This window comes from Chthoniobacter flavus Ellin428 (assembly GCF_000173075.1).
Taxonomy (GTDB): domain Bacteria; phylum Verrucomicrobiota; class Verrucomicrobiia; order Chthoniobacterales; family Chthoniobacteraceae; genus Chthoniobacter; species Chthoniobacter flavus.
The window spans coordinates 479,371-495,286 of sequence record NZ_ABVL01000002.1 but is presented as its reverse complement, the minus strand read 5'-3'; the positions used below and the strand labels follow the sequence as shown (position 1 = coordinate 495,286).

At 61.6% G+C, this 15,916-nt stretch carries 15 protein-coding genes; 9 read left to right on the top strand and 6 right to left on the bottom strand.

The window, feature by feature from the left end:
* Positions 1 to 142 precede the first annotated feature (142 nt).
* Positions 143 to 460: a LysR family transcriptional regulator gene (locus CFE428DRAFT_RS40925; RefSeq protein ID WP_193352232.1), complete on the top strand. Its 318-nt coding sequence runs from the start codon at positions 143 to 145 to the stop codon at positions 458 to 460.
* Entirely contained in the window at positions 364 to 1,023 is a 660-nt protein-coding gene (locus CFE428DRAFT_RS04935; protein ID WP_049975540.1) for a substrate-binding domain-containing protein, read from the top strand. The genes CFE428DRAFT_RS40925 and CFE428DRAFT_RS04935 overlap by 97 nt, the downstream gene beginning before the upstream one ends.
* 13 nt (positions 1,024 to 1,036) lie before the next feature.
* On the opposite strand, the gene CFE428DRAFT_RS04930 is transcribed toward CFE428DRAFT_RS04935, so the two are convergent.
* Positions 1,037 to 1,675, bottom strand: a complete 639-nt coding sequence (locus CFE428DRAFT_RS04930; RefSeq protein WP_006978348.1) for a cyclase family protein — start codon at positions 1,673 to 1,675, stop codon at positions 1,037 to 1,039.
* A gap of 252 nt (positions 1,676 to 1,927) precedes the next feature.
* Positions 1,928 to 2,842, bottom strand: a complete 915-nt coding sequence (locus tag CFE428DRAFT_RS41510) for an alcohol dehydrogenase catalytic domain-containing protein (RefSeq protein ID WP_006978346.1) — start codon at positions 2,840 to 2,842, stop codon at positions 1,928 to 1,930.
* A 388-nt stretch (positions 2,843 to 3,230) separates the two neighbouring features.
* Here CFE428DRAFT_RS41510 and CFE428DRAFT_RS04920 point away from each other — a divergent pair, with 388 nt between their 5' ends.
* The gene (locus CFE428DRAFT_RS04920) at positions 3,231 to 4,271 is read left to right on the top strand and encodes an aldose epimerase family protein (protein WP_006978345.1); all 1,041 of its coding nucleotides are present in this window, start codon (positions 3,231 to 3,233) and stop codon (positions 4,269 to 4,271) included.
* 80 nt (positions 4,272 to 4,351) lie between these two features.
* The gene (locus tag CFE428DRAFT_RS36965; protein ID WP_006978344.1) at positions 4,352 to 4,786 is read left to right on the top strand and encodes a hypothetical protein; all 435 of its coding nucleotides are present in this window, start codon (positions 4,352 to 4,354) and stop codon (positions 4,784 to 4,786) included.
* Here the strand turns inward: CFE428DRAFT_RS36965 and CFE428DRAFT_RS04915 are convergent.
* From CFE428DRAFT_RS04915 to CFE428DRAFT_RS04905, 4 genes are all read right to left on the bottom strand, one after another.
* Positions 4,743 to 6,191: a DUF1501 domain-containing protein gene (locus CFE428DRAFT_RS04915; RefSeq protein WP_006978343.1), complete on the bottom strand. Its 1,449-nt coding sequence runs from the start codon at positions 6,189 to 6,191 to the stop codon at positions 4,743 to 4,745. The two genes, CFE428DRAFT_RS36965 and CFE428DRAFT_RS04915, sit on opposite strands and share 44 nt — an antisense overlap.
* The gene (locus tag CFE428DRAFT_RS04910) at positions 6,188 to 8,596 is read right to left on the bottom strand and encodes a PSD1 and planctomycete cytochrome C domain-containing protein (RefSeq protein WP_006978342.1); all 2,409 of its coding nucleotides are present in this window, start codon (positions 8,594 to 8,596) and stop codon (positions 6,188 to 6,190) included. Before CFE428DRAFT_RS04910 ends, CFE428DRAFT_RS04915 begins: the two co-directional genes overlap by 4 nt.
* Positions 8,597 to 8,657: 61 nt before the next feature.
* Positions 8,658 to 8,783 carry a hypothetical protein gene (locus tag CFE428DRAFT_RS40285; RefSeq protein ID WP_006978341.1) on the bottom strand — a complete coding sequence of 42 codons (126 nt, stop codon included), beginning with the start codon at positions 8,781 to 8,783 and terminating at the stop codon, positions 8,658 to 8,660.
* 18 nt (positions 8,784 to 8,801) lie between these two features.
* Complete coding sequence (locus CFE428DRAFT_RS04905) at positions 8,802 to 9,725, bottom strand: cation diffusion facilitator family transporter (RefSeq protein WP_006978340.1); 924 nt, start codon at positions 9,723 to 9,725, stop codon at positions 8,802 to 8,804.
* A gap of 61 nt (positions 9,726 to 9,786) precedes the next feature.
* Here CFE428DRAFT_RS04905 and CFE428DRAFT_RS04900 point away from each other — a divergent pair, with 61 nt between their 5' ends.
* The 5 genes from CFE428DRAFT_RS04900 to xseA all read left to right on the top strand — a co-directional run bounded on the left by CFE428DRAFT_RS04900 (position 9,787) and on the right by xseA (position 15,740).
* Positions 9,787 to 10,806 (top strand): MDR family NADPH-dependent oxidoreductase, encoded by a 1,020-nt coding sequence (locus CFE428DRAFT_RS04900; protein WP_006978339.1) that lies wholly within the window; start codon positions 9,787 to 9,789, stop codon positions 10,804 to 10,806.
* Complete coding sequence (locus CFE428DRAFT_RS04895; protein WP_006978338.1) at positions 10,803 to 11,447, top strand: C39 family peptidase; 645 nt, start codon at positions 10,803 to 10,805, stop codon at positions 11,445 to 11,447. The genes CFE428DRAFT_RS04900 and CFE428DRAFT_RS04895 overlap by 4 nt, the downstream gene beginning before the upstream one ends.
* A gap of 156 nt (positions 11,448 to 11,603) precedes the next feature.
* On the top strand, positions 11,604 to 12,998 hold the full coding sequence (locus CFE428DRAFT_RS04890; protein ID WP_006978337.1) for an FAD-binding oxidoreductase: 1,395 nt from the start codon (positions 11,604 to 11,606) through the stop codon (positions 12,996 to 12,998).
* Positions 12,991 to 14,367, top strand: a complete 1,377-nt coding sequence (locus CFE428DRAFT_RS04885; protein ID WP_202797352.1) for a (Fe-S)-binding protein — start codon at positions 12,991 to 12,993, stop codon at positions 14,365 to 14,367. Before CFE428DRAFT_RS04890 ends, CFE428DRAFT_RS04885 begins: the two co-directional genes overlap by 8 nt.
* On the top strand, positions 14,364 to 15,740 hold the full coding sequence (gene xseA, locus CFE428DRAFT_RS04880) for an exodeoxyribonuclease VII large subunit (protein WP_006978335.1): 1,377 nt from the start codon (positions 14,364 to 14,366) through the stop codon (positions 15,738 to 15,740). Before CFE428DRAFT_RS04885 ends, xseA begins: the two co-directional genes overlap by 4 nt.
* The last annotated feature ends 176 nt before the right edge of the window (positions 15,741 to 15,916 follow it).

Below are 15,916 nucleotides of genomic sequence, written 5' to 3'. Positions count from 1 at the left end.
GAGTAGGGGGAGAGCGCGCCGGGCCGTTAATTGATAAAAGCACTGCCCCAATTCAGAAAATCGATGGGCTCGCGTTGCGTCTCCCCGATTCGGAAAACGTTTGTTTCGCGCTCCAGCGCGATTCGCGGTAAATCGCTCGGAAGTGAACGTCCATCACCTCGAGATTTTCTATTACGTTGCGCGGCACGGCGGGATCAGTGAGGCCGTGCGGAATTTTCCCTACGGCATTCAGCAACCGGCAGTAAGCGCGCAGATCCTGCAACTCGAGCAAAGCCTCGGGACGCGGCTATTTCAGCGCCGGCCGTTTCAACTGACACCGGCGGGAGAGCAGCTCTACGCTTTCATCCGGCCGTTCTTGCCAAGGTGGGCCGGATCGGTGCGGAAATTCAGGATGCGGCGTCGACGTTCATTCGCATCGGCGCTTCGGGGCCGGTGCTGCACGAGCATTTACCGCGAATGATCGTGGAACTGCGGCGCAAGGTCCCGAAGCTGCGCTTCAGTCTGCTCGAAGCCTCGGCGCCGGATTTGATCGAGGCAATCAACCGGGACGAGATCGACATCGCGGTGACGAATCTGCACCGGTCGATGCCTGCCGATTTGCATTCGCGATTGCTGGCCCGGCTGCCGCTGACCCTCCTCGTGCCGCGCCAGAGCAAACTGCGCTCGGCGGCCGATCTTTGGAAACGGCAGACGATCGATGAGCCGCTCATCTCGTTACCGGGCGACGAACCGATCGCCGCCATCTTTCAGCGCGGCCTGGCGAAGCAGGGCGTGGAATGGCTGCCGTCCCTCGTCGTGAGTTCGCTCGATTTGATAGAGACCTATGTGGCCGAGGGATTCGGCTTCGGTGTCTCCGTGCCGATTCCCGGCGTGAAGCACTCCGCGAAAGTGCGGGCGCTGCCTTTGACCGGCTTCGATCCGCTCGAAGTCGGCATCATCTGGGGCGGGCGCGAGAGCGAACTCGTGCGCACGCTCGTCGAGGCTTTCGAAAAGCAGGCGGGCGCGCTGGGCTTGGGGAATTGAAGCCGTTCCGCTTTTAGCGTGGGCGGATGAGGCAGCGCGAAGGCGCGCCGTCGCCGTTCTGGAATTTGATCGGCAGGCAGATCAGGTCGTAGTTGCCGGGCTTGACCTTCGAGAGATCGATCCCCTCGATGATCCACACTTCCGCGCCGAGCAGAATGTGATGGGTCTCGATGCCGTCCTTATAGAATCCACCGACGCTGAGGTAGTCGATGCCCACGGTCTGCACGCCGCAATCCACGATGTATTGTGCGGCTTCCTTCGAGACATAGACGAAGTCCTTGTCGAACTCAGCCTTCTTCCAGCTCCGCGCCGAGTTGGGCGTTTTGAAAAGAATGCGCTCCCCCTCCTTCAGCTTCAGCTTCTTGAGCTCGGCGGGTTTGATCGCCTTCTTGTCCTTGATCTCGACCACCCGGGCTTCGCCGATCACGGCGTCCCACGGGAGCGCGTCCATGCTCTTGGCGCCATGCAAGAAGTGCAGGGGCGCATCCATGTGCGTGCCGGTGTGGGAATTGAAATTGATCGCCGAGACGTTGCAGACGTCGCCCTTGGCGGTGCCGTTAAACATCGTCACGACGGTTGGCGGATTGCCGGGCCAGCCGTGCATGGTGCTGCACAGGGGGACAGAGATATCGATCCAGGAATTCTTGCTCATAAAAGTCGAAGGAGGCTAACCGTTCCGCTTAGGCGCCGAACTCAATGACGTTCTTGATGCCCGTGGCCTTGCCGACAAGCAGTTCGCGGTGCGCGTCGATCTTGTGGCGGCCGGTGATGAGCGCCTGCACGGCCTTCGGCCAGCGCTTCTTGAACTCACCGAGATCGTGAATGGCGTCCGCGAAATCCTGCGGGGCTGGCGTTCACCGTGCCGATGATGGCCTGGTTCTTCAGCGTGATGTTCCGCATGATGTTATCCACGGTAGACGGGGATCGGCGGCTTCTCGGCCGGGATACCGGTGAGAATGTAGACGCCATTGATGCCGAGCACCCCGCATGACATCGAAGGTGGAGATGGCCTTCTCCCGACCGCTTCGTAAATGAGGTCGATATTTGCCGATGTGTTTGGCGAGATCTTCCGCGGAGACTTGCAGGTTGGAGATGTATTCCGGCACCAATCTGCTCGGCGATGTCGGCCTTGAAATTCGGCTTCGGCGAGCGCGAGTAGACGAAGACGCGGAAGCCTTCGATGAGCAGCTTCATTGCGCCGAGCAGGCCGATGGGGCCGGCGCCGAGGACCACGGCATTGAGACCGTGGCCGCGGCCTTTGCCGGTCGCGATTGTCGTGCGCCCAGGTCAGACGCTTCTGCACCTGCCAGGCCTGGGTGAGACCCTTCTCCGCGATGGTCAGCGGCTCGGCCATGACGGCGAGATCGCGCAGATCCTTCGGCACGGGCGTGAGGAAACGCTCTTCCTCCACGAAGCGCTCGGTCATGTAGCCGTGGCGCTGATTGATGCCGCGCTCGGTGAATTTCCAGGTGACGCAGAAGTCCTGGCGGCCTTCGCGGCAGGGGCGGCAATTCGGATCGGTGCAGGGACGGCGCACGCTCGGGACCACGAGGTCGCCGGGCTTGAAATTCTTTACGCCGGAACCGACTTCCAGCACTTCGCCAAGACACTCGTGGCCGAGCAGCAGGTAGTCGCCACCGGCGGGCGGCTGGCCGTAGGCAAAGGTGCAAATCTCACGATCGGTGCCGCAAACGCCGACCTCGAGGGTGCGAATCTTGAGTTCGTTGGGCGCTTCGATGGACGGCTCGGGATGGTCGATCACGCGGAGCTCTTTCTGTTGCGGGACGACGCCGACGCCTTTCATGGTATTGGATTTCATCAAACTTTGCGGGAAAAGAAGGGCCCCCGAGACGCAAGGGCGGTCAGGGAAAGCCGGGGAGGACAGCATATCGCCTGCATGTGCCGCCAGAACAAATTTTTTCTGATGGGGTTTTTGGGGGCGGAGCCTCCCGCTCTTAATCGTAATCATAATCTTAATCTCTTCCCCGGCCCCCCAGCGGAAGGGATTAAGAGTAAGATTAAGATTACGATTAAGAAACGAACCCAAGCTTGGCAGTGGGGCCTCTCTTACGCTCCTATAGCACCCACCCCCCAATCCCCTGAAAAGTCCTCTCCAGACCCTGTTTCCAGTCGTTGCTTGCGGCTTCTGCCTCGCCGGTTCAGTCTCTGCGGCCTTTGCCGGGGAGCCGGCAAAAGAAGAATCCCACATGCACAAAGAAGTTTTCGGAAAAACCCACGATGGCGAAGTCGTCGAGATCTACACCCTGACCAATGCTGCCGGCCTCAAGGCCCGGCTGACGACCTGGGGCGCCTGTCTCGTGGAGATGGACGTGCCGGATCGCCACGGAAAGATGAGCGACGTCACGCTCGGCTTCGATACGTTGGATCCGTATCTTGGCGCTCATCCGCACTTCGGCGTTACGACGGGCCGGTTTGCCAATCGCATTGCGCGGGGGCGGTTCACGCTCGATGGCGTGACCTATCAGCTCGGCCTGAACAACGGCGTGAATCATCTCCACGGAGGAGTGAAGGGATTCTATCATCGCAACTGGAAGGCGGAGCCGGTGGCGGATGAAAACGCGGTGCGCTTTACCTACACCAGCGCTGATGGCGAAGAAGGATATCCGGGCGCGCTCAAAGTCGCCGTGACCTACACGCTCACGGCGAAGAATGAGCTGCGCCTTGATTACGAAGCGACGACCGACAAGCCGACGATCTTGAATCTCACCAATCACGCCTACTGGAATCTCGCCGGCGCGGGGGAAGGAGATGTGCTCGGCCACGAGGTGCAATTGCACGCCAGCCATTATGTGCCGGTGGATGCGACTTCCATTCCGACTGGCAAGATCGAGCCGGTGGTGGGTGGACCGATGGATTTCACCCAGCCGAAGGCGCTCGGGAAAGATATCGCGCAGATGACCGGTGAGCCCGGCGGCTATGATCACAATTTTTGTATCGACCAGGCGCAGCCGCATGCGATGACGCTGGCGGCGGAAGTCTACGAGCCGAAGAGCGGGCGCGTGCTGAACATCTCCACCACGGAGCCGGGCATCCAGCTCTACACGGGGAATTATCTCGACGGTTCCGTCACGGGCAAAGGCGGAAAGGTCTATCGCAAGCACTACGGCTTCTGCCTCGAGACGCAGCACTATCCGGATTCACCGAATCAGCCGGACTTCCCGAGCACCGTGCTGCGGCCCGGACAGGTGTTTCGGTCGTCGACAGTGCATGCATTCACGGTTCGCTGAGGATTGAGGCTGGAGGGAATTGTGGCACGCAGGTTGCGTCCAGAGGGAGCGCCATACGCTCCCAATCCTTTGCCTGCGATATGCATCCTCAAAAACTGTATGAATTCCGGGCCTGGCTCAATGTGGTAGGGGGCATCGTGATCACCATTTTGTGGGTGCTGTCTGGCCGCGACCACAATATCGCGTCGGTCGAATGGTGCGCCGGGCGGGTGATCGGGAAGCACCGCTCTGAGAATTATAGTTCGAATCCCAGTCTCTTTTCGCCGCGATCGTTCACTTATTATATTGATGTCGATGTCCACGGACGCGCGGGAAGCGTCCGGGTCAATGAATATGACTATGAGGATTGGTCGACGGGGCTGGCGTGCGAAGTCGCCTTCCGCCACGGGCGATGTCGGACTACAATTTTGATGACATTCGCCTGCCGCCCGGAGGAAGAGTTTTGCCGTCTCAATGACGGCGGCGTGGTGATTACGCGAAGATCTCCTTCACCACTTGCCCGTGCACGTCGGTGAGACGGAAGTCGCGGCCTTGGAAGCGATAGGTGAGCTTCTCGTGATCGAAGCCAAGCAGGTGGAGAATCGTGGCGTGGAGGTCGTGCACGTGGACTTTGTTCTCCACGACGCCGAAGCCGAGTTCATCCGTCTGCCCGTAGATGAGACCGGGCTTCACGCCACCGCCGGCGAGCCACAAAGTGAAGGCGTCGACATGGTGATCGCGCCCAATGCTGGCGCGGTTTTCACCCATCGGCGTGCGGCCAAATTCACCACCCCAAATGACCAGCGTATCCTCGAGCAACCCGCGCTGCTTGAGATCGAGCACCAGCGCCGCGCTGGCTTGATCGACCTCCTTGCACACCTTCTCGAAATCCCCATTGAGGTTTTCGCCCGGGCCGCCGTGGCTGTCCCAATTGGTATGATAAAGCTGCACGAAGCGCACTCCGCGCTCGGCGAGGCGGCGGGCCAGCAGGCAATTCGCCGCAAATGACGACTCGCCCGGTTTCACCCCGTAAAGTTCCAGCGTCTCGGGCTTTTCCTGCGAGAGATCCATCAGCTCCGGCGCGCTTGTCTGCATGCGAAACGCCATCTCATAGGAGTTGATGCGCGTCATGATTTCCGGGTCGCCGGTGTCATCGAGTCGCGTGTGGTTGAGCGCGCCCACAGTGTCGTAGAAATCGCGCTCCCGCTCCCGTGTCTGCCCCTCCGGACTGTGCAAATAAAGAATCGGATCGCCCTTCCCGCGGAAGGGCACGCCTTGATACGAAGTGGGCAGGAAGCCGCTGCTCCACAGCGCCGACCCGCCGCGCGGGCCGCGCGGACCGCTCTGCAGCACGACGAAGCCGGGCAGATCGCGTGATTGACTGCCGAGGCCATAGGTCGTCCACGCGCCCATCGCCGGTCGACCCGGTGCCTGAAAGCCCGTGTTCATGAAGAGTTTCGCCGGGGCGTGATTGAAGACATCCGTGCTGAGCCCGCGCAGCCAGCAAACTTCGTCCACGATCTGGCGATGATACGGCAGCACTTCGCTGATCGTCATGCCGCACTGCCCATACGCCTCGAATTTCCGCGGCGAGGCGAGCAGCTTCTCGTTTCCCTTGAGGAAGGCGAAGCGCTTGCCGGCCATGAGGCTCGGCGGTGGCGCCTGACCCTGGAATTCAAGCAGCTTCGGCTTGTAGTCGAAAAGGTCGAGCTGCGAGGGGCCGCCGGCCATGAAGAGATAGATCACGCGCTTGGCCTTCGGCGCGAATTGCGGCGGGCGCGGTGCCAGCGGATGCATCGGATCGATGACGGGACCACCTGGCGCCGCCCAGCCGGATTCGGCGAGCAGTTGTTGCAAGGCGAGGGCGCCGACGCCGAGCGCGCATTTCCCGAAGAAATGCCGGCGGGTAATGTCGCGGAGCTGGAGGTCGTGCGGGTTCATTCGCGGGTGATGAAGTTGTCGGTGTTGAAAAGCACGCGGGCGAGGGCGGCGAGATCGTTGCCCTTGGCCGCGTAGCCGCGGAGGATCGAGAGTTCCTTCGGTGAAGGATCGCGGCTGAAGCAGAGGAGGAAGGCGTAGCGCAGGCGGGCGTCGGTATCCTCGCCCGGCACTTCACGTTGCACGCGTTGCGCCAGGCCTTCCGCCATTTCCAGGAAGGCTGGATCGTTGGCGACATTCAAGGCCTGCAGCGGAGTATTCGACCGGGCGCGACGGGTGCAGGCGTTCGAAAAATTCGGCTCGTCAAAGGTCGTGAGCAGGGGATATGGCGCGCTGCGATAGAACTGCGCGTAGAGCCCGCGACGGAAGCGATTGCCATCGGTGTCCGCTTTCCAGACTTTGCCCGTCTGGGTGAAGGAATAGACGCCATCGGGTTGCGGCGGATGCACGCTTGGGCCGCCGATGGTGCCGTCGAGCATGCCGCTCGCGGAGAGCGCGGCGTCGCGCACGATCTCGGCTTCCACGCGCACGCGTTCCTGGCGGGCGAGCAGCAGATTGCGCGGATCTTTTTCCGCGAGATCGGGGTGCGCGTTCGAGCTCTGCCGATAGGTCGCGCTGGTCACGATCAACCGGTGCATCTTCTTCAGCGACCAGCCCTGGTGGATGAATTCTCGCGCGAGCCAGTCGAGCAATTCGGGATGGGTCGGCTCGGTGCCTTGCGTGCCGAAATCTTCCTCCGTCTCGACGATGCCCCGGCCAAAATAGCGCATCCACACGCGATTCATCGTTACGCGCGGAGTGAGCGGATTCTGCGGATCGACCAGCCAGCGGGCGAGATCGAGGCGATTGCGGTATTCCCGCGGGGCCTCATGAAACGCCGCGCTGACCGCGCTGAGCACGCCGGGTTGGAGCGGGCCGCCTTTCTCATCCGGCCGGGTGTAATCGCCGCGGATGAGCAGATAGTTCGGACGCGGCTTGTCCAGGTCCTGCATGATCATCAGGTCCACCACGTCAGCATTCACATCCACTTTCTTGCCGGTCTTCGCCGCTTTCGGGTAAGCCTTCGCGTAGGCCTCGTTGACCAGCTTCTTCTGCCCCTCGTCGCGCGTGGAATCGACGATCTTCAGCGAGAGCAGCAATTCCGTCGGCGCCTTGTCCGGTGGCAATGCTTCCAGTCGCGCGAGTTCCTTTCGTTCCCATTGCTCCTGCGTCGGAGTCTTCTTCGGAAATTTGATCGACTGGATCTCCGCAGTGGTGGGCTTTACCGGATGGCCGAAGACTTCACCCTTCGCGACCTGAATGGTTGCGCCCTTGGCATTGACGTCCTCGCCCTGATTGAAAAACGCGAGGAATTGATAGAACTCGCGCTGCGAAATGGGATCGAACTTGTGCGAGTGGCACTGCGCGCAGCCGACGGTGAGACCGAGCCATACGGAACCCGTGGTGTTCACGCGGTCGATCGCGCTTTCCACGCGGAATTGCTCCGGCTTCGTGCCGCCTTCTTCGTTGATCATCGTATTGCGATGAAAGGCGGTGGCGATGAGCTGGCTCTTGGTCGGATGGGGAAGAAGGTCGCCGCCCAGTTGCTCGATGGTGAACTGGTCGAAGGGCATGTCGTCGTTGAGCGCCTTGATGACCCAATCGCGGTAGGGCCACATCGCGCGGGCGCTGTCGATGGAGTAACCGTTCGAATCCGCGTAGCGCGCCTGGTCGAGCCAATGCCGGCCCCAGCGTTCGCCGTAGTGGAAATTGGCCAGCGTGCGGTCGACGAGCTTTTCGTAGGCATTCGGCGCCGGATCGGCAACGAAGGCGGCGACTTCCTCCGGCGAGGGGAGCAGGCCAAGCAGATCGAGATACAAGCGACGGATAAGCGTAGGGCGGTCGGCCTCGGGCGAGGGCTGGATGCCTTCGCTCTCCAGGCGGGCGAGGATATATTGATCGATCGGGTTTCGCACCCACGCGCGATTTTTCACCTTGGGTGGCGGCGCCGAGTTCAGCGGGAGAAAGGCCCAGTGGCCCTCATAGACCGCGCCTTGCTCGATCCACCGGCGCAGCGTGGCGATTTCGTCGGCGGTGAGCGGCGGTTTCTTCGCCTTGGGCGGTGGCATCACGTCGTCCTTGTCGTGGGAAAGGATGCGCTTCAGCAGTTCGCTTTCCTCCGGCTTGCCGGGAACGATGGCGTGCCCGCTGTCGTGCTCGGCCAGCGCATTGTCGCGGACATCGAGGCGGAGCTTGGCCTCGCGTTTCTTTTCGTCCGGGCCGTGGCAGTAGAAACATTTGTCCGAGAGGATCGGCCGAATGTCGTGGTTGTAGCCCGGCTTGTCCGGCACGGCAGCGGAGGCTCCGATCGTCAGGGCAAGCAGCGCGGAAATGCAGAGGGAGGAAAGCAGGGCGGGGGGCCGCAACATGGCTCGCAAAATGGCCGAGAGTGGTCACCCCGGCAATTCCGCATTTGCGTAACCTGCCAGACTATGGGCGTTTACCCGCGATCACTCGGAAGATCACCGCCACGAGCAGCACACCGAACACCAGGCCGACGACGAGGAGTCGGAAGAGGTGGAGGTGATGCAAGTGATGGAGGAGATGCAGATGCATATGGGCTTCGCACGCCGGTCAAGAGCCGCGGGCGGTGGCAGCGCCTTCCGCCACGTCGCTGGGCTCGATGTGCACCAGCACATCCATGACCTCGGGCTTCGCCGTGCGAATCGCATCCTTTACCGCATGGCTGATCTCGTGCCCGGTACGGACGGTAAGGTTCGCGTCCACGCCGATGTGGATGTCGACATAGTAATCGAGCCCCATCTTGCGAACGCGGCATTTCTCCACCTCGGCGACTTGCGGGACGCCTGCGGCGATCGCGCGCACGGCGGATTCGAGTTCTTTTGGCGGCGCCGTGTCCATTACTTCATGCAGCGCGGGCATAAGAAGCTTGTAGCCGTTGAAGGCGATGATCGTGCAGGTGAAGAGCGCGGCCCAATCATCGGCTGGTTCCCACCCTTTGCCACCGATGATGGCAATGCTGATGCCGATGAAAGCGCCGGCTGAAGTAAGCACATCCGCGCGGTGATGCCAGGCATCGGTCTTGACTGCCGTGCTCCCGAGCTCCTCGGCGGCGCCGGAGACTTTGCGGAAGAGGGTTTCCTTGATGATGATGACGCCGATGAGGACGACGAGCGTGTAGGGCGCCGGGGCGTGATGTGGGGTGATGATTTCGTGGACACTCTCGACGGCCAGGCCGATGGCGGCGGCAATGACGATGAGCGCGACGACGATCGAGGCGAGCGGCTCCGCCTTGCCGTGGCCGTAGGGGTGCTCATCGTCCGGCGGTTCGGCGGCGACCTTCAGGCCAAACCAGATGATGAGCGAACTGAAGATATCGAGGGTGCTCTCGATGCCATCGGCGATGAGCGCGTAGGCGTTGCCCAGGAGTCCGGCGACGATCTTGATGAGGGCGAGGAAGAAATTGACCGTCACCCCGACGAGCGCGAGGCGCGCGCCTTTCCCGTAACCATTTCTGCTGGCAGATCCAGAAGGCATGGGAGTTGGTGGAATTGGCTTTGTCGAGTCGGTCACGGCGCGGCATCCTAGGAGGATGCCCATGAATGTCAGCGCGATTGTTATCCATGAATTTGGCACGCCTGTTGAGGTCGTGCGCGTAGAGAATATCGAAGTGCCGCCCCTCGACGCCGAAGGCGCGTGGGTGCGCGTGCTTGCTTCGCCGATCAACCCGGCGGACATCAATGTGCTCGAGGGAAAATATCCCAATCGGCCGGAATTGCCGGGGACACCCGGGATGGAAGGCGTCGGTGTGGTGGAAAAAGTCGGCGCCGAGGTGAAAACGCTCCGGGTGGGCGATCACGTGATGCTGCCGCATGGGCTGGGCTGCTGGCGCGAAGCGGCGGTGATCGCGGAGGCGGAGAAGTTGCACGTGGTGCCGCGGGAAGTGGCGGTCGAGCAGGCGGCGATGCTGCGCGTTAATCCGGCGACCGCGTTGCGTATGCTGCGGGATTTCACGACGCTCGCTGAGGGGGATTTTGTCATTCAAAACGCGGCGAACTCCGCGGTGGGCCGCCTGGTCATTCAGATTGCCAAAGCGAATGGCTGGCGGACGATCAGCCTCGTGCGCCGGCCGGAATTGATCGAGGAACTGCGCGCGCTCGGTGGCGACGTGGTGCTGCTCGACAATGACGAGGTGAAGGACCAGATCAAGGCAGCGACGGGCGGCGTGCCGGTGAAGTTGGCGCTGAATTGCGTGGGTGGGGATAGCGCGCTGCGTCTGGCGAATGCACTCGCCCCGGGTGGCACGCTGGTGACTTTCGGCGCGATGAGCCGGCAGCCGGTGCGCATCCCGAATGGCCTGCTGATCTTCAAGGACCTGCGTTGCCGTGGGTTTTGGATTACCGAGTGGTATCGTCACGCTTCGCACGCGGAGGAAAGCGCGATGTTTGCGGAGTTGTTTGCCCTGGCCAAGCGCGGCTTGCTGCACACGCCGGTGGAACGCGTTTATCCGCTCCGTGACGCGGTGGCCGCAGTGAAGCACGCCATGCAAAGCCAGCGCGGGGGCAAGATTCTATTTGGCGCTCCGGAGATCGCTGCGCAATTTTCCCCGCAGACATGAATCGTGCCGTTTTTTTCTCCCGTCTCCGACTATGCCTGCTGCTGACGCTCGTCGTCGCGATATTGGCGGGAGCGGGTTATTACCTCCACCTGCGTGACGTTTGGGCGCGCAAGGGCCAGATCGAGCCGAGCGGGGGACGTTATTTCTTCCACCGGGTGGAATTGGCCGTGCCGTCGTTCCGCCAGGGCGATGACCGCTGGCGCGGCGATTTCCTCGGGCCGACGCATAACACGCTCGGCGCGGAAGGTTGCGCGGTGTCCTCCGCGGCCATGGTGCTCGCCAGCTACGGCTTCGATGTCGATCCGCAGCGGCTCAATCGCTTTTGTACCGAGCATGAAGGTTATACCCCACAAGGGTGGCTCTACTGGGAGACCGCGGCGGAATACGAACCGGGCAAGGTGCGTAAGGCCTACGAGGATCTGCCGTCGTATGCGTTGATCGATGACAATCTTTCGAAGGGCAACCCGGTGATCGTGCGGCTGCGGTTGCCTTCGGGGATCACGCATTTCGTCGTCATCGCCGGCAAGCAGGGCTACGATTATCTCACGCGCGACCCCGGCGCGGGCGCGGCGAAAGGGCTGTATCCGTTGAAAGAATTCGGCAGCAAGATCGAGGCGTTGCGTTTTTACGAAAAAATGTGAGTTGAGAGTTGAAAGTTGAGGGTTGAGAGCCACTGCTCGTGATGCGCGGGCTTGCAGACCCATCCCATCTTCATCAATCAATCTTGTTATCCGTCCAATTTCCGCATGACCGCCGGTGACTCTCAATTGTCCCCACGGCACCACGGACTTCTCGCAATGCCTCGAATCTCAACCCTCAACCCTCAACTCGTCACCGAACTGACTGCCATTCTCGATCCGAAGCGCGTGCTTACCGAGCGTGAGCACCTGTTGACCTACGGTTTCGACGGCACCGCTGCGTTGCAAGGCGAGGTGGGCGTCGTGGTTTTTCCGCAGACCACCGAAGAAGTGGCGAAGATCGTGCGCTATGCGGCGCAGGAGAAGATTCCGATTGTTTCCCGTGGATCGGGAACGGGACTCAGTGGCGGCAGCATTCCGCAGCCCAATGCGATCGTGCTCTGCCTGGTAAAGATGGATCGCATCCTCGAATTGGATGAGAAAAACCTGACCATCCTCGCCGAGGCGGGCGCGATTACCCAGAAGATCACTGAGAAGGCGGACACGGTGGGGTTGCTCTATCCGCCGGACCCGGGATCGATGAAGATTTCCACCATCGGCGGCAACGTCGCGGAGAATTCCGGCGGGCTGCGTGGGTTGAAGTACGGCATCACGCGCGACTACGTGATGGGCATGGAAGTGGTGCTGGCCAGCGGTGAAGTCGTCTGGTTGGGCAATAAGTGTGTGAAAGACGTGGCCGGCTATTCGATGAAGGACGTCTTCATCGGCAGCGAAGGAACGCTCGGGATCATCACGAAAGTGCTGCTCAAGTTGGTGCCGAGGCCGGCGGCGAAAAAGACGATGCTCGCAATGTATGCCACCATGGACGCGGCAGCGGATACCGTGTCGGCGATCATTGCGGCGAAGATCATTCCCTGCACGCTGGAGTTTCTCGACCGCATCACGATCAAGTGCGTGGAGGACTTTGCGAAGATCGGATTGCCGCTCGATGCGGAAGCCATCCTCTTCATGGAGACGGATGGGCATCCCGCCGTGATTGAAGAGCAGGGGAAACAAATGGAGGAGATCGCCCGGCGCTGTGGCGCGACCGCGGTGCAGATCGCGGCGAATGCCGATGAGGCGAACAAGCTGGCCACCGCCCGCCGTTCCGCCTTCTCCGCGCTGGCCCGGGTGTCGCCGACCACCATTCTGGAGGACGCCACGGTACCGCGAAGCGAATTGACGAAAATGATTCGTTTCATCCAGGGAGTGGCCACGCGGCACAATTTACGGATCGGCACCTTCGGTCACATGGGCGATGGCAACCTGCATCCCACCTTCCTCACCGACGAACGCAACCACGAGGAAATGGAGCGTGTGGAAGTCGCCATGAAGGAGATTTTCGATTACGCGATCGAACTCGGCGGCACCATCACTGGCGAACACGGTGTCGGGTTGGCGAAAAAGAAATTCCTGCCCGACGCGATTGGCAACGCGAGTCTCACGCTATTGCGGCAACTGAAACGGACGCTCGATCCGGATGGCATTCTCAACCCGGGAAAGATCTTTGACTGATATTCCTTCCACCGCCCTGAAAGGCGAGTCCAAGCCCCATCATCTCGCGAACCTGGATTTTGCTGTGCTCCAGCAGTGCATCCATTGCGGAATGTGCCTGCCGACTTGTCCCACTTACGACACCACCAAGCTGGAACGCAATAGTCCGCGCGGACGAATTGCGCTGATGCGCAACATCGCGGAAGGCCATCTCGATGTGACGCGGGCCTTTGGTGAAGAGCTCTACTTCTGCCTGGGCTGCCTCGCTTGCGAAACAGCATGTCCGGCGGGTGTGAATTACGCGCGGATGTTTGAGGAGGCGCGGGCGGATATCGAAGACGCGGGTGTGCTGCGTTATGCGAAGCGCGATTTCGTCCGGGCAGTGATGCTGCGCTTTATCTTTGCGCATCCGCTGGCGTTGAAAGCGCTCGGGCGCTTGTTGCGTCTTTACCAGGTGAGCGGGTTGGAATGGCTGGTGCGCAAGCTGCGCCTGACTGCGCTGTTGCCAGCGGATCTGCGCGAACTCGAACCACTCACCCCGCGTATTCAGCCGGATTTTTCGGACCAGTTGATCGGCCCCGTCGAGTCCCCGGCGAAGCCGGGCTATCGCGTGGGCATGCTCACGGGCTGCGTGCAGGATCTTGTTTATCCACACGTCAATCGCGACACCGTGGACGTCTTGCTGGCCAACGGCTGTGAAGTCGTCACCCCGGCGGCGCAGCATTGCTGCGGCTCACTGCACGCGCACAATGGCGAATTGACTCTCGCACGAGAAATGGCACGGAAGAGCATCGACGACATGGAACGCGCTGCCGGATCGCTCGAACACCTGGACGCGATCATCACGAATGCCGCGGGCTGCGGCTCGCATCTCAAGCACTACGACGATCTGCTGGAGCACGACCCGCAATACGCCAGGCGTGCTCGATTGTGGTCTCACAAACTAAAGGACATTCATCAATGGTTGGCCGAAATCGGCATCACCCCTCCGCAAACCACCGGCGGCTCTCAACCATCAACTATCAACTATCAACTACCGGTCACCTACCACGAGGCCTGCCATCTCTGCCATGGGCAGAAGATCACCCAGCAGCCACGTACCGTCTTGAAGAGTATTCCGGGATTGAAGCTGGTCGAGTTGCCGGAATCAACTTGGTGCTGCGGGAGCGCGGGTGTTTACAACATCACGCAGCCGGAGATGTCGCATCGCTTGCTCGAGCGCAAACTGGACAACATCGCGAAAACCGGGGCGAAGGTCGTGGCCTCGGCCAATCCCGGTTGCAGCGTGCAACTCGAAGCGGGCGCTCGCGAGCGCGGCGAAGCGCTGGAGATCGTTCACCCGATTACGTTGCTCGCGCGGGCTTATCGGAAAGGTGGCGAACACTCATGAGCGTCGATCTTTTCGGCTCTCCGGAACCGGCACGCGAGGAACCGCGCGTGCTGAGCGTGAGCGAACTGACGCGTGCGGTGCGCGCGACGCTGGAGGACCACATCGGCCAGGTGTGGGTCGAAGGCGAGATCAGCAACTATCGCAAGCAGCCTTCCGGGCATCAGTATTTCACGCTCAAGGACGAGCAATCGCAGGTCGCGTGCGTCTGGTTTGCGCGCGGCGGCTTGCGTATGAAGCAGGTCGCGTTGTCCGACGGCATGCACGTGCAGGTGCGCGGTGCGCTGACGGTCTACGAAGCCCGCGGGCAATATCAGCTCAACGTCCAGACCGTGCAGGCCGCGGGGGCGGGACTGCTGCAGGCGAAATTCGAAGCGCTCAAGCGCAAGCTCGAGGCGGAAGGGCTGTTCGATCCGGAGCGGAAACGGCCGCTGCCGCGCTTCCCAATGACCATCGGTCTCGTAACCTCATCCAATGCCGCGGCCTTGCGCGACATGCTGAACATCCTCGCCCGGCGCGCGCCGTGGGTCCGGGTGGTCATCAATCCTGTGCGTGTGCAAGGGCAGGGGGCGGCGCAGGAAATTGCCGGGGCTATCGCAGAATTCAACGACCTGAAGGAGCAAGGCATTCTGCCGCTGGATGTGATTGTGGTCGGCCGCGGTGGCGGAAGCATCGAAGACCTTTGGGAATTCAACGAAGAGATCGTCGCGCGGGCCATTGTGCAATCGGCCGTGCCGGTCGTGTCCGCGGTGGGCCATGAGATCGATTTCACGATCGCCGATTTTGCTGCGGACCTGCGCGCGCCGACGCCCAGTGCGGCGGCGGAATTGATCGTGCCGGATGGCGAGGCGCTGCGCCGGTATTTTGTCGAGTCCCGGGCCCGGCTGCAGCGCTGCGCGGCCGGCCTTTTGCTGCGGGAAAGAAATCGCCTGACCTACCTCTCGCGCGTGGCCTCCCCGCAGACGCTCCTGCGGACGCTGCGCGAATATACCCAGCGTGTGGACATGGCGGGGGAGATTCTGCGGCGCACGATCCAGGAGCAGCGGCTTGCGGCCGAGCGCCGTTTGCTGGATCTCCGTGCCCGGTTGCGGGAGCATCTTCCGGATCGGCATCTGCCGCTGTATCGGCATCGGCTGGCGGCAGCGCAAACGCGACTGGCCAATTGCGCCCGCGCGAATTTGCAGAAACTCCAGCAACGCTTTGCCCACGCGGAGACGCTGCTCAAAGCGCTCTCGCCCGATGCCACGCTGGCCCGCGGTTACAGCATCACCAGTGTTCAGGGAGGGGCAATTATTCGCTCCGCAAAAGACGTCGCTCCGCAGACCAAGCTCACCACGCGCCTGAAGGACGGCACCATCGACTCCGTGGTCGAGTAGAGGGAGCGGCTTCCTGCCGCATCCATCGAAGAGCGCCCGGTGTCAGCCCGGCTGCCGAACCGTAGCCGGCGGTAAGTGAGCTTGCGAGCGCGACCCCCGGGACACCCGTCCTCCACAGGTTCCATCCCGGAGGGATGGTGGAATCTCCCCGCATCGAGAAATTCCCGCACCGCCTC

Bases quoted from the DNA above. Each gene is read 5' to 3' on its own strand.
- CFE428DRAFT_RS04930 (WP_006978348.1), bottom strand. From the start codon at position 1,675: ATGAGCAAGAATTCCTGGATCGATATCTCTGTCCCCCTGTGCAGCACC.
- CFE428DRAFT_RS41510 (WP_006978346.1), bottom strand. From the start codon at position 2,842: ATGAAATCCAATACCATGAAAGGCGTCGGCGTCGTCCCGCAACAGAAA.
- CFE428DRAFT_RS04920 (WP_006978345.1), top strand. From the start codon at position 3,231: ATGCACAAAGAAGTTTTCGGAAAAACCCACGATGGCGAAGTCGTCGAG.
- CFE428DRAFT_RS36965 (WP_006978344.1), top strand. From the start codon at position 4,352: ATGCATCCTCAAAAACTGTATGAATTCCGGGCCTGGCTCAATGTGGTA.
- CFE428DRAFT_RS04915 (WP_006978343.1), bottom strand. From the start codon at position 6,191: ATGAACCCGCACGACCTCCAGCTCCGCGACATTACCCGCCGGCATTTC.
- CFE428DRAFT_RS04910 (WP_006978342.1), bottom strand. From the start codon at position 8,596: ATGTTGCGGCCCCCCGCCCTGCTTTCCTCCCTCTGCATTTCCGCGCTG.
- CFE428DRAFT_RS40285 (WP_006978341.1), bottom strand. From the start codon at position 8,783: ATGCATCTGCATCTCCTCCATCACTTGCATCACCTCCACCTCTTCCGA.
- CFE428DRAFT_RS04905 (WP_006978340.1), bottom strand. From the start codon at position 9,725: ATGCCTTCTGGATCTGCCAGCAGAAATGGTTACGGGAAAGGCGCGCGC.
- CFE428DRAFT_RS04900 (WP_006978339.1), top strand. From the start codon at position 9,787: ATGAATGTCAGCGCGATTGTTATCCATGAATTTGGCACGCCTGTTGAG.
- CFE428DRAFT_RS04895 (WP_006978338.1), top strand. From the start codon at position 10,803: ATGAATCGTGCCGTTTTTTTCTCCCGTCTCCGACTATGCCTGCTGCTG.
- CFE428DRAFT_RS04890 (WP_006978337.1), top strand. From the start codon at position 11,604: ATGCCTCGAATCTCAACCCTCAACCCTCAACTCGTCACCGAACTGACT.
- xseA (WP_006978335.1), top strand. From the start codon at position 14,364: ATGAGCGTCGATCTTTTCGGCTCTCCGGAACCGGCACGCGAGGAACCG.